The 26,364-nt window shown below is 64.2% G+C and carries 27 protein-coding genes; 19 read left to right on the forward strand and 8 right to left on the reverse strand.

What is annotated here, in order from left to right; all coding sequences use genetic code 11:
* Positions 1–54: 54 nt before the first annotated feature.
* The 6 genes from phnL to phnG all read right to left on the reverse strand — a co-directional run bounded on the left by phnL (position 55) and on the right by phnG (position 4,863).
* The gene (gene phnL, locus B0G57_RS10385) at positions 55–807 is read right to left on the reverse strand and encodes a phosphonate C-P lyase system protein PhnL (protein ID WP_018442554.1); all 753 of its coding nucleotides are present in this window, start codon (positions 805–807) and stop codon (positions 55–57) included.
* A 40-nt stretch (positions 808–847) separates the two neighbouring features.
* Complete coding sequence (gene phnK, locus B0G57_RS10390) at positions 848–1,618, reverse strand: phosphonate C-P lyase system protein PhnK (RefSeq protein ID WP_018442555.1); 771 nt, start codon at positions 1,616–1,618, stop codon at positions 848–850.
* Positions 1,615–2,484 carry an alpha-D-ribose 1-methylphosphonate 5-phosphate C-P-lyase PhnJ gene (locus B0G57_RS10395; protein WP_233215974.1) on the reverse strand — a complete coding sequence of 290 codons (870 nt, stop codon included), beginning with the start codon at positions 2,482–2,484 and terminating at the stop codon, positions 1,615–1,617. The genes phnK and B0G57_RS10395 overlap by 4 nt, the downstream gene beginning before the upstream one ends.
* Positions 2,485–2,597: 113 nt before the next feature.
* Complete coding sequence (locus B0G57_RS10400) at positions 2,598–3,767, reverse strand: carbon-phosphorus lyase complex subunit PhnI (protein WP_018442557.1); 1,170 nt, start codon at positions 3,765–3,767, stop codon at positions 2,598–2,600.
* Complete coding sequence (gene phnH / locus B0G57_RS10405; RefSeq protein WP_018442558.1) at positions 3,767–4,387, reverse strand: phosphonate C-P lyase system protein PhnH; 621 nt, start codon at positions 4,385–4,387, stop codon at positions 3,767–3,769. Before phnH ends, B0G57_RS10400 begins: the two co-directional genes overlap by 1 nt.
* On the reverse strand, positions 4,384–4,863 hold the full coding sequence (gene phnG, locus B0G57_RS10410; protein WP_018442559.1) for a phosphonate C-P lyase system protein PhnG: 480 nt from the start codon (positions 4,861–4,863) through the stop codon (positions 4,384–4,386). The genes phnH and phnG overlap by 4 nt, the downstream gene beginning before the upstream one ends.
* Positions 4,864–5,184: 321 nt before the next feature.
* Here phnG and phnF point away from each other — a divergent pair, with 321 nt between their 5' ends.
* From phnF to B0G57_RS10470, 12 genes are all read left to right on the forward strand, one after another.
* Complete coding sequence (gene phnF, locus B0G57_RS10415) at positions 5,185–5,946, forward strand: phosphonate metabolism transcriptional regulator PhnF (RefSeq protein ID WP_026230018.1); 762 nt, start codon at positions 5,185–5,187, stop codon at positions 5,944–5,946.
* Positions 5,939–6,703 carry a DUF1045 domain-containing protein gene (locus B0G57_RS10420; protein WP_018442561.1) on the forward strand — a complete coding sequence of 255 codons (765 nt, stop codon included), beginning with the start codon at positions 5,939–5,941 and terminating at the stop codon, positions 6,701–6,703. Before phnF ends, B0G57_RS10420 begins: the two co-directional genes overlap by 8 nt.
* Positions 6,700–7,269: a phosphonate metabolism protein/1,5-bisphosphokinase (PRPP-forming) PhnN gene (gene phnN, locus B0G57_RS10425; protein WP_018442562.1), complete on the forward strand. Its 570-nt coding sequence runs from the start codon at positions 6,700–6,702 to the stop codon at positions 7,267–7,269. Before B0G57_RS10420 ends, phnN begins: the two co-directional genes overlap by 4 nt.
* A 217-nt stretch (positions 7,270–7,486) precedes the next feature.
* Complete coding sequence (locus tag B0G57_RS10430; RefSeq protein WP_018442563.1) at positions 7,487–8,386, forward strand: phosphate/phosphite/phosphonate ABC transporter substrate-binding protein; 900 nt, start codon at positions 7,487–7,489, stop codon at positions 8,384–8,386.
* Positions 8,383–9,237, forward strand: coding sequence for a phosphonate ABC transporter ATP-binding protein (phnC, locus tag B0G57_RS10435; RefSeq protein WP_018442564.1), 855 nt, complete (start codon positions 8,383–8,385; stop codon positions 9,235–9,237). Before B0G57_RS10430 ends, phnC begins: the two co-directional genes overlap by 4 nt.
* Before the next feature lie 2 nt (positions 9,238–9,239).
* Positions 9,240–10,040 carry a phosphonate ABC transporter, permease protein PhnE gene (gene phnE / locus B0G57_RS10440; RefSeq protein WP_051090091.1) on the forward strand — a complete coding sequence of 267 codons (801 nt, stop codon included), beginning with the start codon at positions 9,240–9,242 and terminating at the stop codon, positions 10,038–10,040.
* A 44-nt stretch (positions 10,041–10,084) separates the two neighbouring features.
* Positions 10,085–10,741, forward strand: coding sequence for an LbetaH domain-containing protein (locus B0G57_RS10445; protein ID WP_018442566.1), 657 nt, complete (start codon positions 10,085–10,087; stop codon positions 10,739–10,741).
* 94 nt (positions 10,742–10,835) lie between these two features.
* Positions 10,836–11,888, forward strand: coding sequence for an NADP(H)-dependent aldo-keto reductase (locus tag B0G57_RS10450; RefSeq protein WP_018442567.1), 1,053 nt, complete (start codon positions 10,836–10,838; stop codon positions 11,886–11,888).
* Between the two features lie 125 nt (positions 11,889–12,013).
* Positions 12,014–12,439 carry a MarR family winged helix-turn-helix transcriptional regulator gene (locus B0G57_RS10455; protein ID WP_026230021.1) on the forward strand — a complete coding sequence of 142 codons (426 nt, stop codon included), beginning with the start codon at positions 12,014–12,016 and terminating at the stop codon, positions 12,437–12,439.
* Between the two features lie 68 nt (positions 12,440–12,507).
* Positions 12,508–13,611 carry an HlyD family secretion protein gene (locus tag B0G57_RS10460; protein WP_083925736.1) on the forward strand — a complete coding sequence of 368 codons (1,104 nt, stop codon included), beginning with the start codon at positions 12,508–12,510 and terminating at the stop codon, positions 13,609–13,611.
* A 123-nt stretch (positions 13,612–13,734) separates the two neighbouring features.
* Positions 13,735–15,237 carry a DHA2 family efflux MFS transporter permease subunit gene (locus B0G57_RS10465; protein ID WP_223258692.1) on the forward strand — a complete coding sequence of 501 codons (1,503 nt, stop codon included), beginning with the start codon at positions 13,735–13,737 and terminating at the stop codon, positions 15,235–15,237.
* Between the two features lie 27 nt (positions 15,238–15,264).
* Positions 15,265–16,725 carry an efflux transporter outer membrane subunit gene (locus B0G57_RS10470; protein WP_018442571.1) on the forward strand — a complete coding sequence of 487 codons (1,461 nt, stop codon included), beginning with the start codon at positions 15,265–15,267 and terminating at the stop codon, positions 16,723–16,725.
* Positions 16,726–16,773: 48 nt separating this feature from the next.
* Here the strand turns inward: B0G57_RS10470 and B0G57_RS10475 are convergent, their stop codons facing one another.
* The gene (locus tag B0G57_RS10475) at positions 16,774–18,360 is read right to left on the reverse strand and encodes a methyl-accepting chemotaxis protein (protein ID WP_018442572.1); all 1,587 of its coding nucleotides are present in this window, start codon (positions 18,358–18,360) and stop codon (positions 16,774–16,776) included.
* A gap of 185 nt (positions 18,361–18,545) precedes the next feature.
* On the reverse strand, positions 18,546–19,385 hold the full coding sequence (locus B0G57_RS10480) for a DMT family transporter (RefSeq protein ID WP_018442573.1): 840 nt from the start codon (positions 19,383–19,385) through the stop codon (positions 18,546–18,548).
* Positions 19,386–19,675: 290 nt separating this feature from the next.
* Between B0G57_RS10480 and B0G57_RS10485 the strand changes: the two genes are divergently transcribed.
* The 7 genes from B0G57_RS10485 to B0G57_RS10515 all read left to right on the forward strand — a co-directional run bounded on the left by B0G57_RS10485 (position 19,676) and on the right by B0G57_RS10515 (position 26,308).
* On the forward strand, positions 19,676–20,530 hold the full coding sequence (locus B0G57_RS10485) for a TauD/TfdA dioxygenase family protein (protein ID WP_035469204.1): 855 nt from the start codon (positions 19,676–19,678) through the stop codon (positions 20,528–20,530).
* Between the two features lie 34 nt (positions 20,531–20,564).
* The gene (locus tag B0G57_RS10490; protein ID WP_018442575.1) at positions 20,565–21,626 is read left to right on the forward strand and encodes an ABC transporter substrate-binding protein; all 1,062 of its coding nucleotides are present in this window, start codon (positions 20,565–20,567) and stop codon (positions 21,624–21,626) included.
* A 5-nt stretch (positions 21,627–21,631) separates the two neighbouring features.
* On the forward strand, positions 21,632–22,471 hold the full coding sequence (locus B0G57_RS10495) for an ABC transporter ATP-binding protein (protein WP_018442576.1): 840 nt from the start codon (positions 21,632–21,634) through the stop codon (positions 22,469–22,471).
* Positions 22,468–23,388 carry an ABC transporter permease gene (locus B0G57_RS10500; RefSeq protein ID WP_018442577.1) on the forward strand — a complete coding sequence of 307 codons (921 nt, stop codon included), beginning with the start codon at positions 22,468–22,470 and terminating at the stop codon, positions 23,386–23,388. The genes B0G57_RS10495 and B0G57_RS10500 overlap by 4 nt, the downstream gene beginning before the upstream one ends.
* Positions 23,389–23,423: 35 nt before the next feature.
* Complete coding sequence (gene soxC / locus B0G57_RS10505; protein WP_018442578.1) at positions 23,424–24,755, forward strand: sulfite dehydrogenase; 1,332 nt, start codon at positions 23,424–23,426, stop codon at positions 24,753–24,755.
* Complete coding sequence (locus B0G57_RS10510; RefSeq protein ID WP_018442579.1) at positions 24,748–25,272, forward strand: c-type cytochrome; 525 nt, start codon at positions 24,748–24,750, stop codon at positions 25,270–25,272. Before soxC ends, B0G57_RS10510 begins: the two co-directional genes overlap by 8 nt.
* Positions 25,273–25,486: 214 nt before the next feature.
* Positions 25,487–26,308: an ABC transporter substrate-binding protein gene (locus B0G57_RS10515; protein WP_223258693.1), complete on the forward strand. Its 822-nt coding sequence runs from the start codon at positions 25,487–25,489 to the stop codon at positions 26,306–26,308.
* Positions 26,309–26,364 lie beyond the last annotated feature (56 nt).

A 26,364-nucleotide genomic window follows, 5' to 3' on the forward strand; every position in this document is an offset into this window, starting at 1 on the left:
AGAATCAGCCTGCACTCGTTTTCGCTGGACGCTCGTTGATGCCCAATAGCTCCCTCATACGGCCGCGGCCATCGCCACGGGCTCGAGCTCCAGCCGGCGTGTGGCCACCCGCTCGCGCGTCGGCTCATCGTGAAAAATGCCGACGATCGCCGCTCCCCGCTCGCGCGCCTCGATGATGACCGAGGCGACGACGTTGCGATTGGCCTCGTCGAGCGATGCGGTCGGTTCGTCGAGCAACAATACCGGCTGCTCGGCAATCAGCCCACGCGCGATGTTCACGCGCTGCTGCTCGCCTCCCGAGAACGTCGCCGGCGCCAAATGCCAGAGCCGCTCCGGTATGTTGAGGCGCGCGAGCCAATCGCCCGCGCGACGCCGCGCTGCATCGGCTTCGACCCCGCGCGCGACGAGCGGCTCCGAAACGAGATCGAGCGTCGTCACGCGCGGAATCACGCGCAGAAACTGACTCACGTAGCCGATCACGTCGCGCCGCACGCGCATGACGTCGTGCGGATTGGCGCCCGTTAGCGTAACGGACCCGCGATCGCTCGCGACATCGCGCAGCTCGATCGATCCAGCACTCGCCAGATAGTTCCCATAGAGGCAGCGCAGCAGCGTGCTCTTGCCCGCGCCCGAGGGACCGACGAGCGCCACGCATTCCCCGCGCGAGACGTCGAGGTCGACGCCATGCAGGGCGGGAATAGCCTGGCCGCCCTGCGTATGAAGCACGAACGTCTTCGCAATGCCGCGTGCGCGCAGCATCAGTCTTTCGTCGTCGATAAAGTTCGGATCGATCGGTTCGCCGTTCATTGAGAACTCCTGTTGTTTCACAGTGCGGTCGGCATGGCGCTCAGGCCGGCAACACGGACGACACGAGCAATTGCGTATAGGGGTGCTGCGGATCGTCGAGCACCTGATCCGTCAGGCCAGCCTCGACAACGCGTCCGCCTTGCATCACCATCAGGCGATGCGCGAGCAGGCGCGCGACGCCGATGTCATGCGTGACGATCACGCAAGCGAGATGCAACTGCGCGGTAAGCGTGCGCAGCAAATCGAGCAGGCGCGCCTGCACGGACACATCGAGGCCCGCGGTCGGCTCGTCCATCAGCACGAGCCGCGGACCGGTGACGAGGTTGCGCGCGATCTGAAGCCGCTGCTGCATGCCCCCCGAAAACGAGCCGGGCAGTTCGTCCATGCGCTCGGCATCGAGCTCGACACGGCGCATCCAGTTCGTCGTCGTCGCGCGGATCTTACCGAAATGGCGCGCGCCGACCGCCATCAGCGGCTCGCCGATATTCGCGCCGGCCGATACGGCCATCCGCAATCCGTCGCGCGGGTTCTGCTCGACGAAGCCCCATTCGGTGCGGATCAAGAGGCGCCGGCGCGGCTCCGACAACGTCAGCAGGTCGAGCGCTTCGCCGTTCGACGTCGTGTATTGCAGGCTACCTGAAGCGGCGCGGACACGCAGCGCGACGGTGTTGAGCAACGTCGACTTACCCGAACCCGATTCGCCGACGACGCAAAGCACTTCGCCCGGATACAGATCGAAGCTCACGTCCTCACAGCCGATCCGCTCGCCATAGCGCGTCGTCAAGCCGCGCGCAGTCAGCAACGGTGTCATGGTCGCCCTCCATCGGTCTCACTTGCAAGCGCGTTCCTCCAATCGGGCTCTTGCGCCTGCTGCGCATGCGCCTCGCCGGCCTCGCGCTTTTCGAGTTGCTGTCGGCAATAGTCGCTGTCCGAGCAGACGAACATCCGCGCGCCCTTGTCGTCGACGATCATTTCATCCAGAAAGCTTTCGCGCGAGCCGCATATCGCGCAGGCTTGTGCCCACCGCTGCACTTGGAACGGATAGTCTTCGAAGTCGAGACTGCGCACGCTCGTATAAGGAGGAATCGCATAGAGGCGCCGTTCGCGCCCGGCACCGAATAGCTGCAGCGCGGGGTTCATATGCATCTTCGGATTGTCGAACTTCGGAATCGGCGAAGGCGCGGTCAAATAGCGGCCGTTGACGATGACGGGATAGTCGTAGGTTGTCGCAATGCTTCCGTGCTGGACGATATCCTCGTAGAGCTTCACGTTCATGAGCCCATACTCGGACAACGCATGCAGCTTGCGGCTTTCCGCCAGCCTCGGCTCGAGGCGATAAAGCGGCTCCGGCATCGGCACCTGATAGACGAGGATTTGTTTCTCCGTCAGCGGCGTCTCCGGAATCCGGTGACGCGTCTGCACGATGGACGCTTCGACCGTGCGCGTCGTCGTCCGCACGCCGGCCGTTCGCGCGAAGAAGCGCCGGATGTTGACGGCGTTGGTCGTGTCGTCCGACCCCTGATCGATGACTTTCAGCGTATCGTCGCGGCCGATGATCGCGGCCGTCACCTGAATGCCCCCCGTGCCCCAACCGTACGGCAGCGGCATCTCTCGTGAACCGAACGGTATCTGGTGCCCGGGTATCGCGACAGCCTTCAGTAACGCGCGGCGAATCATGCGCTTCGTCTGCTCGTCGAGATAAGCGAAGTTGTAGCCCTCGACGACCGCGCCCGTCGAAGTCGATTCGTTCTGTTCTCTCGATACGGGCGATTGCTGCCTATGCCGCGCATTCATGCCGCGTCCTCCTCTGGCTCGGCCGCGCGCGCCGCCGGGTGGGCGGCACGCAGGCGTCGGATCAATTCGAGCTCCGATTGGAAATCGACGTAATGCGGCAGCTTCAGGTGCTGCACGAACCCCGAAGCCTCCACGTTGTCGCTGTGATAAAGCATGAACTCGGGGTCTTGCGCCGGCGCGGTCACCGCTTCACCAAGCTCTTGCGCGCGCAGTGCCCGATCGATGAGCGACATGGCCATCGCCTTTCGCTCCGAATGGCCGAACGCCAGGCCGTATCCCTGCGTGAAGCTTGGCGGCGTCTTCTTGCTGCCCGCGAACTGGTTGATCATCTGGCATTCGGTGACCTCGATCTCGCCGAGTTCGACGGCAAAACCGAGTTCGGGGATCTCCATCTCGACGGCCACCTTGCCAAACCGGATTTCACCCGCGAACGGATGGTTGCGCGCATAGCCGCGCTGCGTCGAGTACGCCGTCGAAAGAAGGAAGCCCTCGTCGGCGCGCGCGAGATTCTGCAGCCGCACGGCGCGCTCCGCCGGCATCAAAAGAGGCTCGAGCGCCAGGTCGACGGGCTCCGCCGAGTTCTCCGAGGGACGCTCCTGTTCGATCAGACCCTCGGCGTCGAGCAGCGTCACGACACGCGGTGTCGGCGTCGGTTCAGCGGCCTCGGGACCGGATTGCGCGGACCCGGCGTTAAGTCCGGTGGAAGGCGGCACCGAGTGTTCGGCGCCGACGCCTTCATGATCCCGATCGGATTCCTCCTCGGCGAGCAGCGAAAAGTCGAGCAGCCGCTGCGTGTAGTCGTAGGTCGGCCCCAGCAATTGTCCGCCTGGAACGTCCTTGAACGTGGCGGAAATACGCCGCTGCACTTCCATCCGCTCGGTATCGATCGGGCGTGTGTAGCCGAAGCGCGGCAGCGTCGTGCGGTAGGCGCGCAGCAAGAAGATGGCTTCGACGAGATCCCCCGCCGCCTGCTTGATGGCCAACGCCGCGAGATCTTCGTCGTAGACCGAGCCTTCGGTCATCACGCGTGCGACAGCGAGGCGCATCTGCTGGCGGATCTGTGCGATCGTCAGCTCTGGGTGTGCGCGATCGCCGCGCCTTGCTGCTTCGAGCAAGCGCCACGATGCCTCGATCGCGCGCTCGCCTCCTTTGACTGCGACGTACATCAGTTGAGCTCCACTCGAGTCGTCCGCGGTATGCCGATCACGGATCGCCCGCAAACGAGGTAACAATCGACGCCGCACGGCGCCTGCGTGGCAAGCGCTGCCCGCGCATGCCAGAACGTATCGGCGATGCCGAGCGGCGCGGCGCGAACGCTCGATCGAATACCCGGGCCCGACAGCGTCAGCGGCCGCCCTCCTTCGAGCGCGTCGACTCGGATCAGCAACGTGGCCGAGCCCTGCGGCTCCTCGGGCGTGCCGAGCGAAAACGCGTCAGGCGCGGGCAGGCTCGCCGCATCGGCGATGTACGCGAAGGCGGCGGCTTCCGGCGCATCGGCGAGCGGCGCACCTGTATGAAAGCGGATCGCCTGCGCGAGCGATTCGTCGCGCCGCTGAAGCCAGACGGGCGTGGAGAAGTCCACGAGCGTCAGGAGGGCCGCGAACGCCGCCGCGGGCCATCGCCGTTGCGCGTCGTCGCCGAGCGCCACGTCGATCGAGTACGCCGTACCGGGCCGCGCCAGTGCATCGAGCAGCACGCGAAAGCAGGCTTGGGCATCGTGAACCGGATCGTCAAAGCCGCGCACGAGCGCATCGAGCGAAGAAAGCTTGTCGTTGTCGATCATCATTCGCCTCGGACCATCGTATAGAAATCCACGCGCGTCGAGGCAGTGCTCTCGGTGCGCTCGCGCCGCGCTTCATCGAGCGTTCGCGCGAGCGGCGCCAACAATCGTTCGCGCACTGCGTCGCGCCAGCGCGGCGACTGCAGCATCGCGTCGGCGAGCGCCGCGAGTTCAGCGCGCCGCTTGTCGCGCCCCAATTGATAAGCCACGCCGACGAGGCCGACGCCGTCGCGCGACTTCAGACGAAGCACGGCACGCGTCACCGTCGTCTCGCCGACGTTGAAGGGATCGCCGGTGCCGCCGATGCGCCCGCGCACCATCGCAAGCCCGGTCTGCGGCGCGCGCAGCCAGTCGAAGGCCGGCAACGGCATGCCGTCGCAGACGGCCTCGAGCGCGCACTCGAGCGTCGCACGCGGCGCCCGCGCGAGCTGCGCCAGCCAGCGCCGCCGCTCGAGCTCGATATCGGGGGATGAATCGTTCATGTATGCGGTTCCTGGATCTGTCGCGAATGCACTGTGGTACGCAGATACGAGCTCGGACCGGCCCCTGCCCGCCTTTGTGCCGCGTCGCCTCGACTCTCGTTGTTGCCGCTTCAGCAATTTCATCTAGTCGTCTAGACGATTAGATCGATGCTCGACATGCTAGCATATCGTCGTCGGCAGCGTGCGGCATTGTGTTTCCGCAACGATTTGCTTTCACCTTTCACGCCCCGATCACGTGGGGGCCCATACAATGGTCGCTAAACGACGAATTTGACCGATCGGAATGACATGATGATGAAACGCGGTAATGGCGGCCGGGCCATGGAAATCAGCACATCGCCGATTCCCGCGAGTGCCGTCGAGCGCGGGGCGGGCGTGGCGGTATGGCGACAGATCGAACAAGTGCTCGCCGCGGAGATCGCCGCGAGCGGGTTCGGCGAGAACGGACGCCTGCCGAGCGAGAGCGAATTGGCGAAGCGTTTCGGCGTGAACCGGCACACGGTGCGCCGCGCCATGCTCGGACTCGCCGCGCAGGGCCTCGTCAGTGTGGAACAAGGCAGAGGCACATTCGTTCAACCGGGGGCGATCGACTATACGATCGGGCGCCGCACGCGGTTTACCGAAAACTTGCGCGAGCAGGGGCACTCGGCGCGCGGCATCGTATTGTCGGCGGCGTCCGTGAAGGCCGAACCGAAAGTCGCGAAGGCGCTGGGCCTGCGCACCGGCACGCTCGTCTATCGGATCGAGTCGCTTCACGCGGCGGATGGCGTACCGCTCACCTACGCGCACGCGTGGTATCCCGCTGCACGCTTCGCCGGCTTCCCGGAGGCGCTGGAACGAGCGGACGGCGGATTCTCGGTCGCGCTCGCCGAGTATGGCATCGTCGACTACTCGCGGCGCTGGAGCCGCATCGGCAGCATGCTGCCCGATGCCGAAGTCGCGCGCCGACTCAATATCAACCGTCAGCAGCCCGTGCTCTGGGTCGAGAACGTCGATGTGGACGCGGACGGCGTACCGATCAAGTACGGCATCACGCATTTCGCCGCGGATCGGGTCCAGCTTTATGTGGAACAAGATGTCTGAGCCGCGACGACTCGTGCAACGGGACGGTCAGTACAACGAACCGATCGAGTGGCTGGCCGAGAGCCGGTTCGCGATCTATTACGCGCCCGCGCGCGGATCGCCGTGGTGGAGCGCCGGGTGCCGCTGGCTCTCGCGCGATCCCGAATCGGCGGATACGCTCGCGCCGCCGCTGATCCCGGCACTCGCGGCGCGTGGGTTGGATGTCCCGGCACTATCGCACTCGCCGCGGCGCTACGGATGGCACGGCACCTTGGTCGCGCCGGCGCGCGCCGCTGCCGGTGTGCGCTTCGATGACATTCTGGCGCGGGCGCTCGCATGGGCTCGACGCCAGCGCCAGTTCGATCTCACCATCGAAGCGGCTGCCCTCGAACGGTTCGTTGCGATTCGATCGGCGACGGCCGACGGCGCCACGGCGATCGGCGCGCTCGCGGCCGATGCCGTTCGCGAGTTCGCCCCGTTGCGCGAGATGCCGAGCGAAGCGGAACGCCGACGCAGGCTCGATTCGAATCTGACCGCGCGGCAGCGCGAGCTGCTCGATCGTTGGGGTTACCCGTACGTGTTCGACGAGTTTCGCTTTCATATGACGCTCAGCGATTCCATCGATTTGGAGCATCGCCAGATTCTGATCGACTGGTGGCGCGCGCGATTGCCTGAACTCGGCCCGCTGCCCGTCGACGGCGCGGCGCTCTTCATCGAGCCCCGGCCCGGCGAACCCTTTACACTCGCCGCCAGACTGCCGTTCGGAGACTCGCTATGAACTTACCGCCACAGGTGCCGCCGAAAGGACGGCTCGTCTATGTCATGGGACCGTCGGGCGCCGGCAAAGATACGCTGCTCGGCTACGCACGCGATCGCCTGAGCGGCTCACGCGTGATTTTTGCGCACCGGTATATCACGCGCGAAGCCGGCGCCGGCGGCGAAAACCATATCTACCTGAGCCACGAAGAGTTCGGTATCCGCGCCGAGCTGGGGCTGTTCGTGCTGCAATGGTCGAGCCACGGGCTGCGCTATGGGATCGGCATAGAGATCGAGGAATGGATGGACCGCGGCTTTACGGTCGTCGTCAACGGCTCGCGCGAATACCTGCAGCAGGCGGTCGCGCGATATCCCACGCTCGCCGCGGTGCATATCGATGCCCGCCCCGAAGTCCTCGCCGCCCGCCTCGCTTCGCGCGGACGCGAGACGCTCGACGAAGTCCACGCGCGGCTCGCTCGCCGCGTGCCGCTCGCCGTTCCTGCGCAGGTCGCGCTCGCCACGATCGACAACTCGGGCGAGATCGAAGAAGCCGGTCGCGCACTGCTGGAGGTGCTCGCCGCCGAATGACGGCGGGACACTCAACGCTTCACCTCTCTGCCTTCTATCCGGACATCGATACATCTAGACGTCCGCACATCCGGCCCTGCGGCGCGCTTTCGGCGCTGCGTGCGCCACGTTCATAAATTCATCATCTACGCGTCCGACAATGCCCTGAACGTGGCACGGCGCATTCGCGCACGGTCCGCGTCCCATCGATGCGCAACCACTCGGGGAAAGGGAACATATGAAGGTATCCAGGATTTTCGCTGCCGCCGCGCTCGTCGCGGGCTTCGCCGCCGGGGCGGCCCATGCCGAAGGAACCTGCCCGAACGACGGCGTGGTCCGTTTCGGGGTCGAGCCGTACGAATCGTCGCAGCGATTGCTGCCGGTCTACAAGGATTTGGCGGAGATGATCGGCAAGAAGATCGGCTGCAAGGTCGAGCTTTATGTCGCCACCAACTACAACGCCGAAATCGAAGCGATGCGCAACGACAAGCTCGAGATCGGCGAATTCGGGCCGCTCGGCTACGTGCTCGCTCATCAAGTCGCTCATGCGGAAGCCGTCGCGACGTTCGCGGGCGAGGACGGCAAACCGGCTAGCTATACCGCGTCCATCGTGACGTGGCCCGGATCGGGCGTCAAGGCGATCGCCGACGTCAAGGGCCAGTCGTTCGCCTACTCGGACCCGAGCTCGACGTCCGGTCACCTCTTTCCGGCTTACGGCCTGAGCAAGAGCGGCATCGATCCGGACAATGGCGTGAAGGCGATCTACGCGGGCAGCCATACGGCGTCGTTCGAAGCGCTGCGCAACCATAAGGTGCAGGCGGGCGAGCTGAACAGCGAGGAAATCGCGAGCGCGAAGCTGCATAACGAGTTCGATCCGAACGCCTATGTCACGCTCTGGCAATCGGAGCCGATTCCGCTCGACCCGCTCGCCGTGCGCGGCAATCTGCCGGCCGAGTTCAAAGCGCGTCTGGCGAAGGTCCTGAGCTCGCTCGACCTCCACGAGCTGCCCGAGGCCGATCAGAAGTTCCTCGCGGCGAATGAAAACCCGGCGCTGAAGACCACGGCGCAATCGGATGCCGCCTACAACCAGATTCGCGATCTGGTCAAGACCTTGCACGTCGACCTGGCAAAACTGTGAACACGATCTTCGGAACATCGGGCGCCGCGGCGCTCGAGTCGGCGGGAGCCCGGCAGTCTCACGCCGCGGCTCGCGAGGCGGCGCGCGGCGCCGCGCTCGCGTCCGGCGTGAAGCTTGCCGTGTGTAATCTGACGATGCGGTACGAGAACGGCCACACCGCCCTTCAGGACATGAACCTGTCGGTCGAGGCCGGCGAAATGGTCGTCGTGCTCGGCAGCAACGGCAGCGGCAAGTCAACGTTCATGAAATGCGTGGTCGGGTTGAATCGGCCGACTACCGGCACCGTCGAGGTGGCGGGCCGTGACCTGGCGTCACTATCGGGCAAGGCCCTGCGCGAGGCACGGATGCCGCTCGCCCTGATTTCGCAGCACGCCAATCTGGTGCGCCGTCGCAGCGTGCTCGCCAATGTTTGCTGTGGGGCGCTCGGCCGCCATCGCGCGCTCGCCACGGTGCTGGGCCGCGTGCCGCGCGACGAAATCGAACCGGCGCTCGGCTACCTCGCGGAAGTCGGCCTGGTTGACCTGGCGGATCAGCGCGCGGGAACACTCTCCGGCGGACAAGCGCAGCGCGTGGCCGTGGCGCGCGCGCTCGCGCAAATTCCTCAGGTGCTGCTCGCCGACGAGCCCGTTGCCAGTCTCGACCCGGAGGCCGCCGACGAGGTGATGCGTCTATTGCGCCGGCTCGCGACCGAGGACGGCCTTGCCGTCGTCTGCGTGCTTCATCAGCCCGAGCTGGCGACGCGCTATGCGGATCGTCTTCTCGGCTTGCGCCGCGGGCGCACGGTATTCGATCGCCCCGCGTCGACCGTATCGGCTCGCGACATCGCCGATCTGTACGTGGCGGATGCGTGACGATGAGCACTCCTTACAAAGGCCGGATAGCGGGCGGCCCGTCGTTGGCCCGCAACGTCGTCTCGTTCGGTGCGATGATCGTCGCCGTCGCGCTCTTCGTGCAAGCATGGATTGTCGTGCAGGCCCGCCCACAGGATCTGATTACCGGGGCGCGCGGGATGGCCGACATCATCTCCCGCTCCCTGCCGCCCGCGTTCGACCAGTTCGGACCGACGTTGATGCCTGTCCTGGAAACGATCGATCTGGCGATTTTTGGAACCGTGATCGGCGTCTTGCTTGCCTTTCCGCTGTCGATCCTCGCCGCAAGAAACGTGACGCCTGGAAAACCGTTCTATTACGGAGCACGCGCCGTTATTGGCATTACGCGGTCCGTTCCCGATCTCGTATGGGCGCTGCTTTTCGTCACCGCGGTTGGACTCGGGCCGTTTCCGGGCGCCTTGGCGCTCGCGGTCCACTCGGTCGGCATGCTCGGCCGTCTTTTCGCCGAAGTGATCGAGGACATGGACATGGGCCCGGTCGAAGCGTTGACGCTGACCGGCGCCGGGCGTCTGCAAGTATTCACGCATGCCGTCGTCCCCGGCGTGTTGCCGTCTCTATTGGGCATCGCGCTCTACCGCTTCGACGAGAACCTGCGCTCGTCGCTCGTACTTGGCTTCGTCGGCGCCGGCGGGATCGGCTTTATGCTGCTGACCGCGATGAATCTCTTCCAATACCAGACGGTCGCGTTCTTGCTGATCGTCACCTTCGTGCTCGTCACCTGCGCCGAGCGGATCTCGGCCTATCTGCGCAGCCTCGTGGCCTGAGGGCGGGACACCGCTTTTGCTTGCGCGTCGACAAAAATTGCTCCATGCACATCGATAAGCTCGGCGGCGTCGATCCCTGGACGCTCGGCCGCGTGTTGTCGGAAACGCCCGACATCCATCCGACGGCCGTGGTCCGTAACAGCGATTTCGGGCGCTATACCTACTTCGGCCCGCGCAGTCAGATCGCCAACTCCGCGTTCGGCGATTACAGCTACGCGATGGGCGACAATCAGATCGCTCACGCGAGTATCGGCAAGTTCGTCAACATCGCGACTTGCGCGCGCATCAATCCGCCCAATCATCCGACCTGGCGCGCAACGCTTCACCATTTCACTTACCGTTCGCACTCATACGGCCTCTCGCTCGCAGACGACGAAGAGATCTTCGAGTGGCGCGCGCAAGACCGCGTCGCCATCGGTCACGATGTCTGGCTCGGCCATGGCGCGATCGTCATGCCGGGCGTGACGATCGGCCACGGCGCGGCGGTCGGCTCGGGCGCCGTCGTGACGAAGGACGTCCCGCCCTTCGCGATCGTCGTCGGCGTGCCGGCGCGCGTGCTGCGATTGCGCGTCGATGCGAAGACGGCCGAACGCCTTCAGCGCATCGCCTGGTGGGACTGGCCGCACGAGCGCATCGACGCCGCGTTGAGCGATTTCCGCACGCTCGGCGCGCAAGCGTTCGCCGAGAAATACGACGTTTGAGTTCCGCGGGCTGTCGGTACATCTCTATTCACAGTTCGCTGCAGGTTGCCGCCCCTCGTGATAGCGTTCCATTTTTGCAACCGGTGGACGAAGCATGGAATATCGCAGACTCGGCGATTCGGACGTGCGCGTGAGCGCGATCGGCCTGGGCACGATGACGTGGGGCGAGCAGAACAGCGAGCGCGAAGCGCACGCGCAGATCGACTATGCGCTCGATCGTGGCGTCAATCTCATCGATGCCGCCGAAATGTACCCGGTCCCGCCGCGACCCGAGACCCAAGGGTCAACGGAGCGCTGCATTGGATCGTGGCTCGCGCGCAATCGAGACGCCCGCGGAAAGATCGTGCTTGCCACGAAGATCACGGGGCCCGCGCGCCAGCCGCATAATCCCCGGCATATCCGTGGCGCCACGAATCAGTTCGACCGCAAGAACCTCACGGAGGCGCTGCACGGCAGCCTCGAGCGTCTGCGGACGGACTACATCGACCTCTATCAATTGCATTGGCCGGATCGCAGCACGATGACGTTCGGGCGCTCCACCTATCCGTGGATCGACGACGCTTACACCGTGCCGATCGAGGAAACGCTTTCGGTGTTGGCCGAGTTCGTGAAGGCGGGCAAGGTTCGCCATATCGGCGTCTCCAACGAAACACCGTGGGGCGTGGCTCAATTCATGCGGGCGGCCGAGCGCGTCGGTCTGCCGCGCATCGTCAGCATCCAGAATCCTTACAGCCTCCTCAATCGCACGTTCGAGACAGGGCTGTCCGAATTCAGCCATCGGGAAAAAATCGGCCTGCTCGCCTACTCGCCGCTCGCGTTCGGCTGGCTGTCGGGGAAATATGAAGGCGGCGCGCGTCCGGCCGGCGCGCGAATCACGTTGTTCGAGCGTTTTCAGCGTTACAGCAAGCCGCAAGCGGTCAAGTCGACGAGCGCTTATGTTGCATTGGCGAAACGATATGGCCTCTCGCCGGCGCAGTTCGCACTCGCCTTCGTCAACACGCGGCCGTTCACGACGAGCACGCTGATCGGCGCGACGTCGCTCGACCAATTGCGCGAAAACATCGCAAGCATCGATGTGAAGCTGCCAGCCGAGGCACTGGCCGATATCGACGCCCTGCACGAAGCGCAGCCGAATCCCGCGCCGTAATCGGGCAACGCCGGGCGGCCGGGCGCCGCTCGGTCCATCGATCTGCCGATTGTGCAAGCGTCCGAGCAACAGTTCCGCTAGAATCGCGATTTGTTACGTGCATATGCACAGGTATGATTCGCATCATGACAGGTCCGACTTCCTACGACGAATGCAACTTGCTCGCGATCAGGCGGGCCGCGCGCTATGTGACTCAACTGTACGAGCGTCACTTGAGCGAGGCGGGCGTGACGGCCGCGCAGTTCTCGATTCTGGCAAAGCTGGCGCGGCGTCCGCATCAAACGATGCTCGAGCTCGCGGAGGCGATGATGATGGAGCGAACGACGCTGCTGCGCGCCCTGAAGCCGCTGCAGCGCGACGGGTTGATCCAGGCGGAGCCGTCCGAGCACGATGCGCGCACGCATGTATTCAGTCTGACGAAGGTCGGGCAGCGCACCCTCGAACACGCGAAGCGCGGCTGGCATGCCGCCCAGGAAGAGCTCGAGACAAAGTTCGGCCGGGCGCGAGCAAAGGCGCTGCGCAGCGAACTGTTCGCGCTGACCGGGACATGAGTCACCCTGCGAGTGACGGTTCCGCGCGATTTTTTTAACCCGTAAAGTGCATATGCACATATAAGCCCATGTCGTCGACATCTCCCTCCACTGCTCCCGCCGGCGGCACCGGCCTGGCGAGGCCTGGCACGCGCCCCATTCCGTGGATGCGCATTGCCATCCTCGTGGTCCTGATCGCGCTGGCCGGCGCGGCCCTGCGCTGGTACTTCGTCGGCCGCCTGATCGAGTCGACGGACGATGCCTACGTTGGCGGCGATGTCACGGTGATGGCGCCGAGAGTCAGCGGCTTTATTGCCGAAGTCCTCGTACAGGACAACCAATACGTGCACCAGAACGAGGTGTTGATCCGGCTCGATGCGCGCGATTATGAAGCACGCCTGGCGCAAGCCGATGCCGACATCGACAGCGCACGCGCCGAGCTCGTTCAGTGGCAGGCGAAGAAATCGCTGCAAGTTGCGACGATCGATCAGCGCGCCGCCGATGTGCAGGCCGCGCAAGCCGAGCTCACGCGCAGCGTGCAGGATCGGATGCGCTACCGCGCACTCGTCAAGGACGAAGCCGTATCCGGCCAGGCGGCCGAGCGCGCCGACGCCGACGAGCGCAAAGCGCGCGCCGCCGTTGCGAGCGGCGAAGCGGCGCTCGTTGCCGCACAACGCGAAATGCACGTGCTCGACGCTCAAATCGCGGCGGCACGATCGCGCGTCGAAACGTCGGAGGCGGCTCGGCGCGTCGCCGCGCTCAACGTCGAATACACGACGATCCGCTCGCCCGTCGACGGTTACATCGGCAACCGCACCGCCCGCGTCGGCATGCTGGCCGGCGCCGGCACGGCGCTACTGACCGTAGTGCCGGCGAGCGGGCTCTGGGTCGATGCCAATTTCAAGGAGGATCAACTCAAGAAGATGAGGGCTGGCGATGCGGCCGACGTGACGCTCGATGCGTCGAACGGAACGCTGCACGGCGTCGTCGAAAGCCTCGCGCCGGCGACGGGCGCGACGTTCAGCGTATTGCCGGCCGAGAACGCGACCGGCAATTTCACCAAGATCGTTCAGCGCGTGCCCGTACGCATCCGCCTTACCGTACCGCCGCCGATGCAAGGAACATTGCGTCCGGGCCTCTCGGCGAACGTCGAAGTCCATGTCGGCGCCTCCCACGTGAAGGCTGCTTCGTAGCCTGATCGAGTTACGTTAGAGAAGAGCCTGCTCATGAGCACCGTCACGCTGGCGCCGGCCACCGCCGCCCCGCTGAACCCCGCCGATTTGCCTGCGCGCACGAAGGTCCTGGCATTCGCGCTGATGTGTGTCGGCTTTTTCATGGCGACCCTCGACATCCAGATCGTCGCCTCATCGCTGCGCGACATCGGCGGGGGATTGTCCGCGAGCCAGGACGAACTCTCGTGGGTGCAGACGTCCTACCTGATTGCCGAGATCATCGTCATTCCGATGACCGGATGGCTCACGCGCGTTTTTTCGACACGTTGGGTCTTCACTTTTTCTTCGTTCGGCTTCACGGTGACGAGCATCCTCTGCGGACTCGCCTGGAACATCGAATCGATGATCGCATTCCGCGCGCTGCAAGGCGCACTCGGCGCGGCGATGATTCCGACGGTGTTCACGACCGCGTTCGTGCTGTTTCCACCACGCCAGCGACTGATCGCGTCCACGACGATCGGTGCGCTGGCCACGCTCGCGCCGACGATCGGTCCGGTGATCGGCGGCTGGATTACGTCGCAGTGGTCATGGCACTGGCTCTTCTACCTGAATCTTGCGCCCGGCATCGCGGTCACGCTCTTCGTGCCGCGCTTCGTCGACTTCGACCGCCCCGACCTCACGCTCGCGAAACGAGGCGACTACTGGGGCATCGCATTGATGTCGGGCTTTCTCGGCTGCCTCGAATATGTGCTCGAAGAAGGGCCGCGAAAGAACTGGCTCGGCGACGACCTCATCGTGGCGTGCGTATGGATCGCCGCAATCTGCGGTTTCCTTTTCATCGTCCGTGCGCTCACGGCCAAGGAACCGATCGTCGATTTGCGCGCGCTCGCATTACGCAATTTCGGCATCGGGAGTCTCCTCTCGTTTATCACGGGCACCGGCATTTTTTGCGCGGTCTTTCTGACGCCCGTCTTTCTCGGACGCGTACGCGGCTTCGATTCGCTGCAGATCGGATTGGCACTGCTGTCGGTAGGCTGCTTCCAGGTACTCGGCCTCGTCGCCTATTCGCTGCTTGCGCGCATCGTCGACATGCGCATGCTCCTCGTCTTCGGACTCGTCTGCTTCGGCGTGGGATGCTATCTCTACGTCCCGCTCACGAGCGACTGGGGCTGGCAGCAACTACTGCTGCCGCAAGCGTTGCGCGGGATCGGTCAGCAGTTTTGCATTCCGCCGATCGTGACGATGGCGCTCGGCTCACTGCCGCCACCGCGGCTTCGTTCCGCAAGCGGGCTTTTCAATCTGATGCGCAATCTCGGTGGCGCCATCGGCATCGCCGTCGCGAACACGATGCTCAATGACCGGCTGAACCTCCACTACGAACGCCTTGCGGAGCACGCAAGCATCGGCAGGCCCGTCGTCGAAGGACTGATGCAACGCGCGACAGACGTGCTCGGCGCCACGGGGCAGACGATCGACGCATCGAAGGCGGATCTTGCCCTGCTGCACGAAACGCTGATGCGCCAGGCGCTGACGCTGACGTTCTCCGATACGTTTCTCGCGCTTGCCTTGTGCTTCATCGTCGCGCTCATCGCGGCCGCTTTCGCGAAGCCGTTCGGCAACACCGCGCCCCCTCCCGATGCGCACTGAGTCATACCCATGTCAGGTCCGGAAACTATGAAGTCGATCCTCGCCGCCACGATTACCTGCCTCGCCGCACTCGGCATCGCCGGCTGCGCGGTGCCGCCCGCTCAGCATGCCGATCTCGACAGGAAGGTCGCCAACGTCGCGCCCGACGCGTGGCGCGAGCCGGCGCCAACTGAAAGCATTGATGCAGACGTCTGGTGGCAGCAGTTCGGCGATCCTGTCATGCACGACCTCGTAGCCTCGACGCTGCATGGCAATCTCGATCTGCAGGCGGCCGGCGAGCGCGTCCGGCAGGCTGAGGCGCTCGAGCGGCAAGTCGATGCCGCGCGCAAGCCCGAGCTCGATGCGACTGCGCAAGCAGCGTACGTCAGACAGAACACACCGCCGCCGCTCGGCTACGTCAAAGAAGCCGGCGCCGGTGTCGCGTTGACGTGGGAACCCGATGTGTTTGGCGGCCAGCGCCTCGCCGTGCTCGCTGCCCAAGCTCGCGTGAGCGGCAGCCGGCAAGCGCTCGATGCACTGCGTCTCGCGCTCGCAGCCGATACGGCCGCTGCCTACATTGATCTGCGCTGGCAACAAAACGAGCTGAAAATCTTGTCGGATCAGCAGAGCAGCCGAGGCCGCGAGCTCGCATTGACCGAGGAGCGCCTTCGTTATGGGCTCTCGACGCGGCTCGACGTCGAGCGTGCTCGCGGTCAACTCGAAGACATCCGGGCGCAAATTCCGCGCGCGCAGGCACGGGTCGCGCAGCAACTGCATTTGATTGCGGTGCTGGCGGGACGCCCTCCCGAAAGCGTCGACGCGCTGCTCGAGAGGCCGACGCCGATTCCCGTCCCCGCAATGCAACTGCCCGGGACGCTGCCCTCCCAGGCGTTATTGCGCCGACCCGACGTCCTCGAGGCTTACGCGACGATCGAACAGCGCGCGGCTGAAGTCGGGGAGGCGCATGCCGCGCGTTATCCGCACTTCAATCTGAGGCTGACGGACGGACTGCTGGCTTCGTCGTACCTGGGTCTCCCAACATTGACGGACAATCTTTTCAGCGCCGCGCTCAACGCGGCGAGCCCGATCTTCGACGCGGGCCGAATCCAGGCCGGTATCGACGCGAATGAAAGCCGCATGCGGGAATCCGAGCTGGCATTGCACCAGACGATGCTCGAAGCGTTGACGCAAATCGAAGATGCGCGCAACGATCTGGTCAGCGACGATGCCGAGGCCGCACGCTTGGCCGATGCCGTGCAAGCCTCCGATCACGCGCTGCAACTTTCGGATCGCCTCTACCGCGGCGGCGCGGCGAATTTCCTCGACGTGCTGACCGCCCAACAAGCCAATCTCGCCGACGCCCAATCGCTGAACGCGGCGAAACGAGCCCATGCGCTCGCGGCCGTCACGCTTTACCGCGCACTCGGCGGCGGATGGAGCACGCAAGCGCCTGAGGCCGACATCAGCCGCGCAGCACTTTTGACCAAGACGCCGCCCCTCGTCCGCTGACTATCTTCAAGCGCGCTTACGGCATCACGCCGGGCGCCTACGCGGCACTCAAACCCGCGAGATAGCGGAATCGGCGACCTTGAACACGGCGACAGCCTCTCTCAAGCCTGCCGCCTGCTCCGACAGCGACTGCGCCGCCGCGGCGGCCTGCTCGACCAACGCCGCATTCTGCTGCGTGACTTCGTCCATCTGAGTGACGGCACAATTCACTTGCTCGATGCCGCGGCTTTGTTCCTCGGACGCCGCGGCGATCTCGCCGACGATATCCGCGACCTGCTGAATGGCTTGCTTGACCTGCCCGATCGCGTCGCCGACCTCGGTGGCTTGCTTCGCGCCTTCCTCGATCGTCGATACCGAGGAATTGATCAGCTCCTTAATCTCCTTGGCTGCAGCGGCCGAGCGCTGCGCGAGACTGCGCACCTCACCCGCCACGACGGCGAAGCCCCGGCCCTGTTCGCCGGCTCGCGCGGCCTCCACGGCCGCATTTAGCGCAAGAATATTCGTCTGGAACGCTATGCCTTCGATGACGCCCGTAATATCGGAAATCTTGCTGGAACTGCCGCTTATCCGCTCGATGGTTCCGAGCATTGCCTGCATCGACTCATTGCCGGCGCCGGCCATGTCGGTGGCGCGAACCGCGAGCCCGTTCGCCTGGCGCGCATTGTCGGCGTTCTGCTTCACCGTCTCCGTCAATTGCACCATGCTCGACGCCGTTTCTTCGAGTGAGGCGGCCTGCTCTTCCGTTCTCGCCGAAAGATCGGTGTTCCCGCTCGCGATCTGATTCGATGCTGTTGCAATGCTGTCCGTGCGCAGACGGATCTGGCTCACGGCGGCCTCGAGCTTCTCGCGCATCAGCTGCATCGAGTGCAGCAAACTGCGTTCATTGCGTCCATCAGAGGCGATAGCGACCGACAAATCGCCCTGCGCGATTTGCGCTACGACGCGCGCCGCATAATCGGGCTCACCGCCGAGCTGTTTAGAAACGCTCCCGGCGATCACGACCGACATGGCGATCGACAGCGCCACAGCAAGCGCCGACAGACTCAGCACGATGTTTCGGCCGGCGCGATAGGCGCGATGCGCCTCCACCGCACTGTCCGAAAGTGCTTTGACTTCATAGTCACGGAATTGCCTGAGCAAAGAAGTCCAGCGGCGCATGGCAGGCGAGAGTTCGTTCGTCAGCGCCGCAAGGGCTGCCGGGTCGTGCGCGAGGCCTAGTGCGGCAACCTTTTGCAGGAGAGGGAGGCCTGCCGCTTCCGCATCGGCAAGCTGCCGCACGAACCCGCGCTCATTCTCGTCGGTGGCCGGGTCCGCATTGAACTTTTCCGAAACCTTCTTTTCGGCCGCCTGATACTTGGCGAGGCTCTCGTCCAATCGTTGCTTCTCGATGGCCGCACCCGCGGCGTCGCCCGCAAGGATCAATTCTTGCACCGCGCTCCTCGCCTCATCGAGGTATATCTGCGCATCGGCGATAAGATTCACTTCAGGCGCATTGAAATCGACGGCGTTAGTAATTTCGCCGTCCATCGTGCCAAGCCTCATCAAGCCGATCGCAGTAATGAAGAAAAGCGCGGTTAATACGATGCCGAAGCCCAACGATAGGCGTGTGCGGACTTTGAGAGCGGAGATGCGCATGCTGGGAACGAAATCGGAGTAGAAGGCTGGACACACGGCGTCCCGCTTTTGGCGAGGATAGGCACGCGGGACAAGAGGCACTGAACAGCGAACGAGGTGCACCCGCAATATCGGCAAAAAAGGGAAGTTTTTGATGGTCGGCCGGGATCAGGATTTCCTGAATCCCTTGTAAGCAAACCGCGCAGTCACGTCAATTTGAGTGCGATTACACCGAGCAAGATAACGACGGAAGCAATAGGTCGGCCATATCCGGGCCGCTCTTTCAACAGGAAAGTCGAGATCGCCGTGCCGAAGAGAATGGCCGTCTCGCGCAAGGCGGCGACCATTGCGATGGGCGCGCGCGTCATCGCCCACAGCACGAGCACATAAGCGCTCAGCGTGCAAGCGCCACCGGCCAATGCGAGGTACCACCGTGCGCCGATGTAAGCTCGCACGTCGCCTTTGCGGCGGACGATTGCCCACGCGAGCAGCGATGGTCCGGTGAATAGGAACATATACATGGTGTAGGAAACCGGATGCCCGGACAGTCGTGCACCCGTCCCATCGACAAGCGAATAGACGGCGATCACGAGCGCGTTGGCAAGGGCGAGGCGAGTCGTCTCGATCGTACTGCGGCCTCCCGGATTCGCGAGCAATAGTCCGAGCACGCCAGCGCATATCAACAAAATGCCGCTCCACTCGCCGGCCGAGAGGTGCTCGCCAATGATCGGGCCGCTCAGCAACGCAATGACGAGCGGAGGCGTTCCGCGCATCAACGGGTAAGCGTGGCCCATGTCGCCACTGCGATACGCCGCGCCGATCAGGACGAAATAGACGATATGAATCGCTATCGATGCCGCGATGTAGGGCCAACTGCGCCGCGCCGGAAACGGAAGAAACGGGAGCGCGATTGCGCAAAGCACGGCTGCCCCGCAGGTAACGAGCACGATGTCGAGCAGTTTGTCCGGGCTGGACTTCACCACTGCGTTCCAACTCGCATGCAGAAAAGCGGCGAAAAGCACCAACAGCATGACGTTCGTCGGCATCGATCGATTCTCCTGATCTCCGACCAGAATAACGATGTTGTTGCTCCGAGACAAACGAGATGAATTGCGCGCTCGAAGCAGAAAAACTCTCCCGAATGCGAAAAGCAGCGCCGCCCGCTCAACGCATAGCCTGGCGCTCTTATCACCGTCTCTGCTAAGCGTTGCAGATTTGCTTCGTTGTTTGTGCTTGTCGGCCCACCTATAGTCAACGGCTCTATCCCTCGAACGTCTGCAGCCAATCACCCGAAGGACCTGCCGTGACCACCGCCCATGCTGACGACGCGGCGCTGATGCACCGTATCGACATCCGTCCATTCGACGCGCCGCTTGGCGCCGAAGTCATCGGCCTCGACCTTAGCCGCGACCTCGATGCGGACGATTTCGCGCGCCTACGCCGGGCACACCTCGAACATCACGTCCTCGTCTTTCGCAATCAACGGATCACGCCGGAACAGCAGATCGCGTTCAGCCGTCGCTTCGGCCCGCTCCAAGTGCACGTGCTGCATCAGTTCCACCTCGAGGGGCATCCGGAGATCCTCATCGTCTCGAACATCGTCGAAAACGGCAGACCGATCGGTCTCGGCGATGCGGGCCACTATTGGCATTCGGATCTGTCTTACAAGGAGCGGCCGAGTCTCGGCTCGATGTTGCACGCGCAAGAGTTGCCCACCGAAGGCGGCGACACGCTCTTCGCCAATATGCATCTCGCATGGGAAACGCTGCCCGAGGCACTGCGCCAGGCGGTCGAAGGCCGCTTCGCCGAGCATACCTATCTCGCCAAATACGAGACGCTGCGCCACCTCAGCCCGTGGCGGCCCAAGCTATCCGAAGATCAATTGGCGCAGGTCAAGCCCGTGGTGCATCCGGTCGTCCGCACCCATCCCGAGACGGGACGCCGCGCGCTCTTCGTCAGCGAGCATTTCACGACTCGCATCGTCGGCCTGCCGCAAGACGAGAGCGACGCCCTCCTGCAAGCACTCTTCGCACACAGCACGCGAGCCGAGCAGGTTTATCGCCACCGGTGGCAACCGCACGATCTCGTGTTCTGGGACAACCGCTCGCTGATGCATCTGGCGGCCGGCACGCCCGATCACCTGCGGCGAAAACTCTATCGCACGACCATCGAAGGCGACGTGCCGTTCTAAGCGCGCATCGCCCGCCTTTCCGGAGCTTCCTTTCATGACGTTTTCCCGCGCCACGCGTGCCGCCCGCTTGGGACTGCGGCGCCGCACCGGCCGCTTCACCACCTTCTTCGCGGCCATCGCGTTCGGCCTTGCCGCGTGCGGCGCTCCGATCAGTGCTCACGCCGAAGGGACGCTGCGCATCGCCGACCAATACGGCGTGGTCTACCTGCTCCTCAACGTCGTGCGCGATCAGCAGCTCATCGAAAAGGAAGGACGTAAAGAAGGGCTCGACATCAAAGTCGAATGGACTCAGCTCTCCGGCGGCGCAGCCATCAATGACGCGCTGCTATCCGGCGCGATCGACATTGCGGCGGCCGGCGTCGGGCCGCTCCTGACAGTATGGGATCGCACGCACGGTAGACAGAATGTGAAAGGCGTCGCGTCGCTCGGCAATCTGCCCTACTACCTGGTGAGCAATCAGCCGCGCGTACGCTCCATCGCCGACTTCACCGACAAGGACCGCATCGCGGTGCCCGCGGTGTCGGTTTCCGTCCAGTCGCGAATTCTGCAGATGGCCGCGGCGAAGCGCTGGGGCGACGGCGCTTACGACCGGCTCGACAAGCTCACGCAGGCGATTCCGCACCCCGACGCAACGGCCGCCATCGTCGCGGGCGGCACCGAGATCACGGGCCATTTCGGCAATCCGCCGTTCCAGGAGCAGGAGCTCGCGGGCAATCCGTCCGCGCATATCGTGCTCAGTTCCTATGACGTGCTCGGCGGCCCGAGCTCGGCCACCGTGCTTTACGCGACGGAAAAATTCCGCGAGTCGAACCCGAAGACGTATCGCGCATTCGTCGCCGCGCTCTCCGACGCGGCGAAGTTCGTCGCCGCTCATCCCGACGACGCGGCGGACATCTATCTGCGCGTAACGCATTCGAAGACGGACCGGGCGTTGCTTCTGAAGATCATCCGCGACCCTCGAGTGCAATTCACGATCGTGCCGCTGAACACGTTCCCGCTCGCGCAGTTCATGCACCGCGTCGGCGCGATCCGCAACGAGCCCAAATCATGGAAGGACTACTTCTTCGACGATCCGGCCATCGCCAACGGGAGTTGAGGAGCATGGCCGCGAATCCCTCGACATTAACGGGGCGTCACGCGTGGCACGACGGCGCGCGATCGTCGCTCGCAAGCGCGCGCCTGCTGCGCGTCGCCGGCCTGACGCTCGAATATCGGGTTCGCGAACGCGTCGTTCGCGCTACTCAGCAAGTCAGCTTCGACGTCTACGAGCGCGACCGCTTCGTGCTGCTCGGGCCGTCCGGCTGCGGCAAGTCGACGCTGCTGAAGGCGATCGCGGGTTTCGTGACGCCCGCGTCGGGCAGCATCGAGCTGGACGCGCAGCCCATTCACGGGCCAGGCCCCGATCGCGTCGTCGTATTCCAGGAGTTCGATCAGCTCCCGCCTTGGAAGACGGTGCTCGAGAACGTCGCGTTTCCGCTGCGCGTTGCGAAAAAGCTGTCGCGCGCCGAAGCGAAAGAGCGCGCCGCACACTTCCTCGAGAAAGTCGGCCTTGCCGACTTCGCCAAAGCCTATCCGCTTACGCTCTCGGGCGGCATGAAGCAACGCGTGGCAATCGCGCGGGCGCTCGCTATGCAGCCGCGCGTGCTATTGATGGACGAGCCGTTCGCGGCGCTCGATGCGCTGACGCGCCGCCGCATGCAGGAAGAACTGCTACGGCTCTCGGATGAGGTGCATTTCACGCTGCTCTTCGTGACGCATTCAATCGAGGAAGCGCTGATCGTCGGCAACCGGATTTTGCTGCTCTCGCCGCACCCCGGGCGCGTGCGCGCCGAGCTCAACAGCCATCAGTACGCTCAGCAAAGCGTCGGGCGCGACGACTTTCAGGAGGCCGTCGCACGCATTCATCGCCTCTTGTTCGAAAACGAAACGAAGGTCTCATGACACGCGAATCCTCGCTACAGTCGACGAGCTCTGCCGGAGCGTCCGTGCAGACGTTGCCGCTGCCACCGGTGCGGGCCGAATATGAAGTGCCGCTCGCGCCCGTCGCAAGCGGGAACGGCGATGCGCCGCTACCGTTGGCCGAGCGGGTTTTTTCGCAGACTTGGCTGCGAAAAAGCGTGATTGCATTGCTGCTCCTCGCCGCTTGGGAAATTGCGGCGCACGTGGTGGCGAACGATCTGCTGCTGCCGACGTTCAGCGCCACGCTGCTCGCATTCGTGCAAGGCATTGTCAGCGGCGAACTGCTCATGAGGACCGCTGCCTCGATGTCGGTGCTGTTGCGCGGCTATTTGCTCGGCGTCGCCCTCGCCTTCGCGCTGACCTCGCTCGCGGCGTCCACGCGCATTGGCCGCGACCTGTTGACGATGTTGACGGCGATGTTCAATCCGCTGCCGTCCATCGCGCTGTTGCCGCTCGCCCTGCTCTGGTTCGGGCTCGGTACCGGTAGCCTGCTGTTCGTGCTCGTGCATGCAGTGCTATGGCCGCTCGCGCTCAACACCTATGCCGGTTTCCAGTCAGTACCGGCAACGCTGCGAATGACCGGACGTAACTACGGGCTCAGAGGCCTGCGCCAGGTTGTGCTGATCCTCGTGCCGGCGGCATTGCCGGCCATCATCGCGGGGCTGCGCGTCGGCTGGGCGTTTGCGTGGCGCACCTTGATCGCCGCCGAACTGGTGTTCGGCACGAGTTCCGGCAGCGGCGGCCTTGGCTGGTACATCTTCCAGAATCGCAACGAACTGTATACGGATCGCGTCTTCGCCGGTCTTGCCGCCGTGATCCTCATCGGCCTCATCGTCGAGCATCTCGTGTTCGACGTTTTCGAACAGCTGACAGTGCGGCGCTGGGGCATTCAGCACTGAGCCATCGTCCCACTGGTGCGTCTACTACCTCATCAATGAAAGACGATCCTTCGTTGTCCGAACCGATCGATTCGCAGTCCGAATCGATTCCCGCGTCGCCGCGCCGGCGGCGGATGATCCGCGAGCTGGCCGGCGGCGTTGCCAGCGGATTGGCCGCCACGTTGCTGCCTGCATGTGGCGCGTGGGCTACCGGCGCATCGGAACCGATCGCGCCGCGCTCCCCCGACGCGCCGCTCGCTCCGGATCCCTGGACGCTCGAGCCCGGTTCGCCGCTCTTGTCGCCGCCCTACGGCCTCCCGGGGCCGTTCGAACAGGACGTGATTCGACGCGCGGCGCGTCCCCCGGCGATGCCGGGTTCCGGCTCCTCGCAAACGCCGCTCGCCGATCTTCATGGCAGTATCACGCCTAACGGACTCGTCTACGAACGCCATCATGCGGGCGTTCCGCGTATCGATCCCGACCAGCACCGGCTTGTCGTCCACGGCCTCGTCCGCGAGCCGCGCATCTTTACGATCGACGATCTGCTTCGCTTTCCCTCGGAGTCGCATGTCTACTTCCTCGAATGCTCGGGAAACACGGCGAGCGAGTGGAAGGGGCCGAGCGGTCTTCCCGTGCAGTTCACGCACGGCCTGCTTTCTTGCTGCGAGTGGACCGGCGTGCGCCTTTCGACGCTGCTCGACGAGACGGGACTCGACGCCTCGGCGAAATGGGTGCTCGCCGAAGGTGCGGACGGCGCGGCGATGACGCGCAGCTTACCGCTTGATCGGATCGCCGAGCGCGCGCTCGTCGTCTATGCGCAAAATGGCGAACGGCTCAGGCCGGAAAACGGCTATCCGCTGCGACTCATCGTGCCGGGATTCGAAGGCAACACGAACGTCAAATGGCTGCGTCGCCTCAAGCTGATGGACGCGCCCGAGATGACGCGAGAGGAAACCTCGAAATACACGAGTCTCTTGCCGAACGGCTGCGCTCGCCAGTTCGTGTTCGAAATGGATGCGAAATCGGTGATCACGCGACCGTCTCCGGGGCATCGCCTCACCACACGAGGTTACTACGCCGTGAGCGGCCTTGCCTGGTCCGGGCGCGGCCGGATTCGTGCCGTCGAGGTGTCCGCTGACGGCGGTGCGACCTGGCTTGCGGCCAGGCTCGTCGGTCCCGTGCACGATCGCGCGCTGACGCGCTTTGAAGCGGACTGGCGTTGGGACGGCGGACCCGCGACGTTGCAAAGTCGAACCATCGACGAAACTGGCTACGTCCAGCCGACGCGCGAGGCACTCGTCGCCGCTCGCGGGCTCAACAGCTACTATCACTACAACGGCATCCAACGCTGGCGCATCGACGCAAATGGGGAGGTGCGGAATGCGTAAGGCGCTTGCATTGGTCATCAGCGCGCTCGCCTGTCAGGTGCCGACAGCTAGCGCGGAGTACGGGCTCGGCGCACCCATCGCGGCATCGGCCCTGAAGCGGTGGGACATCGACATCGCCCCCGACGGTCACGGGTTACCCGCCGGATCGGGCACCGTCGCGGCGGGCAAGCAGGTTTTCGCGGCGAAATGCGCGGCCTGTCACGGTCAGACCGGAGAAGGAGGAATCGGCGATCCGCTCGTCGGCGGCGCCGGCTCGCTGACGAACGTTAAGCCGCAGAAGACCATCGGCAGCTATTGGCCTTACGCGACGACGCTATTCGACTATATCCGTCGCGCGATGCCCTATAACGCGCCGCAATCGCTCACGGCCGACGAGGTCTACGCGCTCAGCGCCTATCTACTCCATCTGAACGGGATCGTCCCCGAGCAGGCCAGGCTAGATGCTAAGTCGCTGCCCAAGGTTCGCATGCCGAATCGAGGCGGGTTCGTGCCCGATCCGCGGCCGGGCGCCATGTAACTCACTTTCCTTGCCGCGGCGCCATGCGCCCCGACAACATCCAGGCCTCCCCTATATCGAGAAAGGGAATTTGTACAGACGCTTTTCTTGGTTTGCCGAGCACGACCATGCGGTTACATTTTTTCATTCAACAAGAATGGAGCGGGCCGCATTTCCGTCGTCGCCCGCACCGATCACGCAGTTGCCACTCGCCTTAGCTGACACCTCCATGAAAATGAAAAAAACTCTGAGCGCCGCTTTCGCCGCCCTGTTGTTGACCCTCACGGGAACCGCACACGCCGACCGCCTCGACGACATCCGCCACGCCGGCGTCCTGCGCGTGGCGACGTTCGACAGCAATCCACCGTTCGGATTCGTCGACCCCGCAACGAATCAGATCGTCGGCCTCGACGTCGACTATGCGCACGCCCTCGCCGACAAGCTCGGCGTCAAGCTCGAGATACAGCCGACGAACCCGGCCAACCGGATCGCCTTCCTGAAGTCGAGCAAGGTCGATCTCGTTCTCGCAAACTTCACGATCACCGATGAGCGCAAAAAGGAAGTCGATTTCAGCACGCCCTATTTCGCTTCGGGTACGCAGTTTCTCGCAAAGAAAGGCGTGCTCGCGTCACCTCAGCAACTGAACTCGCTGCGCATCGGAGCCGACAAGGGGACGACGAACGAGCAGCAGGTGCGAACGAAGTTCCCCGGTGCGACGATCGTCGCCTACGACGACACGCCGTTCGCGTTCGCCGCCCTGCGTGCCGGAAACGTCCAGGCGATCACTCAAGATGGGCCGAAGCTCGTTGCGTTGCTTGCCAACGTGCCCGACTCGGACCGCGGCCGCTACGAGATCCCTTCGTTCACGATTTCAAACGACTACGAAGGCGTCGGCGTGCCGAAAGGCGAGCCTCAACTGCTCTCCTTCGTCAACGACACGCTGGTCTCGCTAGAAGCAAACGGCACCGCAGCCAAAATCTACGATAAGTGGTTCGGGCCTAAGAGCAAGGCGCCGCTGCCGCGGCTTTTCAAGATCGGCGATCCGCAAAAGAGCTGATGACGCACGCTAGCAAAAGAAAGTCGGCCCCGCGGCACGCGTGCGCCATCGGCGCG

This window comes from Trinickia symbiotica, assembly GCF_002934455.1.
Lineage (GTDB): Bacteria > Pseudomonadota > Gammaproteobacteria > Burkholderiales > Burkholderiaceae > Trinickia > Trinickia symbiotica.

What these genes read in the sequence shown, in the direction of transcription:
- phnL (WP_018442554.1), bottom strand. Translation starts at nt 807, where the DNA reads ATGAACGGCGAACCGATCGATCCGAACTTTATCGACGACGAAAGACTG.
- phnK (WP_018442555.1), bottom strand. Translation starts at nt 1,618, where the DNA reads ATGACACCGTTGCTGACTGCGCGCGGCTTGACGACGCGCTATGGCGAG.
- B0G57_RS10395 (WP_233215974.1), bottom strand. Translation starts at nt 2,484, where the DNA reads ATGATTCGCCGCGCGTTACTGAAGGCTGTCGCGATACCCGGGCACCAG.
- B0G57_RS10400 (WP_018442557.1), bottom strand. Translation starts at nt 3,767, where the DNA reads ATGTACGTCGCAGTCAAAGGAGGCGAGCGCGCGATCGAGGCATCGTGG.
- phnH (WP_018442558.1), bottom strand. Translation starts at nt 4,387, where the DNA reads ATGATGATCGACAACGACAAGCTTTCTTCGCTCGATGCGCTCGTGCGC.
- phnG (WP_018442559.1), bottom strand. Translation starts at nt 4,863, where the DNA reads ATGAACGATTCATCCCCCGATATCGAGCTCGAGCGGCGGCGCTGGCTG.
- phnF (WP_026230018.1), top strand. Translation starts at nt 5,185, where the DNA reads ATGGAAATCAGCACATCGCCGATTCCCGCGAGTGCCGTCGAGCGCGGG.
- B0G57_RS10420 (WP_018442561.1), top strand. Translation starts at nt 5,939, where the DNA reads ATGTCTGAGCCGCGACGACTCGTGCAACGGGACGGTCAGTACAACGAA.
- phnN (WP_018442562.1), top strand. Translation starts at nt 6,700, where the DNA reads ATGAACTTACCGCCACAGGTGCCGCCGAAAGGACGGCTCGTCTATGTC.
- B0G57_RS10430 (WP_018442563.1), top strand. Translation starts at nt 7,487, where the DNA reads ATGAAGGTATCCAGGATTTTCGCTGCCGCCGCGCTCGTCGCGGGCTTC.
- phnE (WP_051090091.1), top strand. Translation starts at nt 9,240, where the DNA reads ATGAGCACTCCTTACAAAGGCCGGATAGCGGGCGGCCCGTCGTTGGCC.
- B0G57_RS10445 (WP_018442566.1), top strand. Translation starts at nt 10,085, where the DNA reads ATGCACATCGATAAGCTCGGCGGCGTCGATCCCTGGACGCTCGGCCGC.
- B0G57_RS10450 (WP_018442567.1), top strand. Translation starts at nt 10,836, where the DNA reads ATGGAATATCGCAGACTCGGCGATTCGGACGTGCGCGTGAGCGCGATC.
- B0G57_RS10455 (WP_026230021.1), top strand. Translation starts at nt 12,014, where the DNA reads ATGACAGGTCCGACTTCCTACGACGAATGCAACTTGCTCGCGATCAGG.
- B0G57_RS10460 (WP_083925736.1), top strand. Translation starts at nt 12,508, where the DNA reads ATGTCGTCGACATCTCCCTCCACTGCTCCCGCCGGCGGCACCGGCCTG.
- B0G57_RS10465 (WP_223258692.1), top strand. Translation starts at nt 13,735, where the DNA reads ATGTGTGTCGGCTTTTTCATGGCGACCCTCGACATCCAGATCGTCGCC.
- B0G57_RS10470 (WP_018442571.1), top strand. Translation starts at nt 15,265, where the DNA reads ATGAAGTCGATCCTCGCCGCCACGATTACCTGCCTCGCCGCACTCGGC.
- B0G57_RS10475 (WP_018442572.1), bottom strand. Translation starts at nt 18,360, where the DNA reads ATGCGCATCTCCGCTCTCAAAGTCCGCACACGCCTATCGTTGGGCTTC.
- B0G57_RS10480 (WP_018442573.1), bottom strand. Translation starts at nt 19,385, where the DNA reads ATGCCGACGAACGTCATGCTGTTGGTGCTTTTCGCCGCTTTTCTGCAT.
- B0G57_RS10485 (WP_035469204.1), top strand. Translation starts at nt 19,676, where the DNA reads ATGCACCGTATCGACATCCGTCCATTCGACGCGCCGCTTGGCGCCGAA.
- B0G57_RS10490 (WP_018442575.1), top strand. Translation starts at nt 20,565, where the DNA reads ATGACGTTTTCCCGCGCCACGCGTGCCGCCCGCTTGGGACTGCGGCGC.
- B0G57_RS10495 (WP_018442576.1), top strand. Translation starts at nt 21,632, where the DNA reads ATGGCCGCGAATCCCTCGACATTAACGGGGCGTCACGCGTGGCACGAC.
- B0G57_RS10500 (WP_018442577.1), top strand. Translation starts at nt 22,468, where the DNA reads ATGACACGCGAATCCTCGCTACAGTCGACGAGCTCTGCCGGAGCGTCC.
- soxC (WP_018442578.1), top strand. Translation starts at nt 23,424, where the DNA reads ATGAAAGACGATCCTTCGTTGTCCGAACCGATCGATTCGCAGTCCGAA.
- B0G57_RS10510 (WP_018442579.1), top strand. Translation starts at nt 24,748, where the DNA reads ATGCGTAAGGCGCTTGCATTGGTCATCAGCGCGCTCGCCTGTCAGGTG.
- B0G57_RS10515 (WP_223258693.1), top strand. Translation starts at nt 25,487, where the DNA reads ATGAAAAAAACTCTGAGCGCCGCTTTCGCCGCCCTGTTGTTGACCCTC.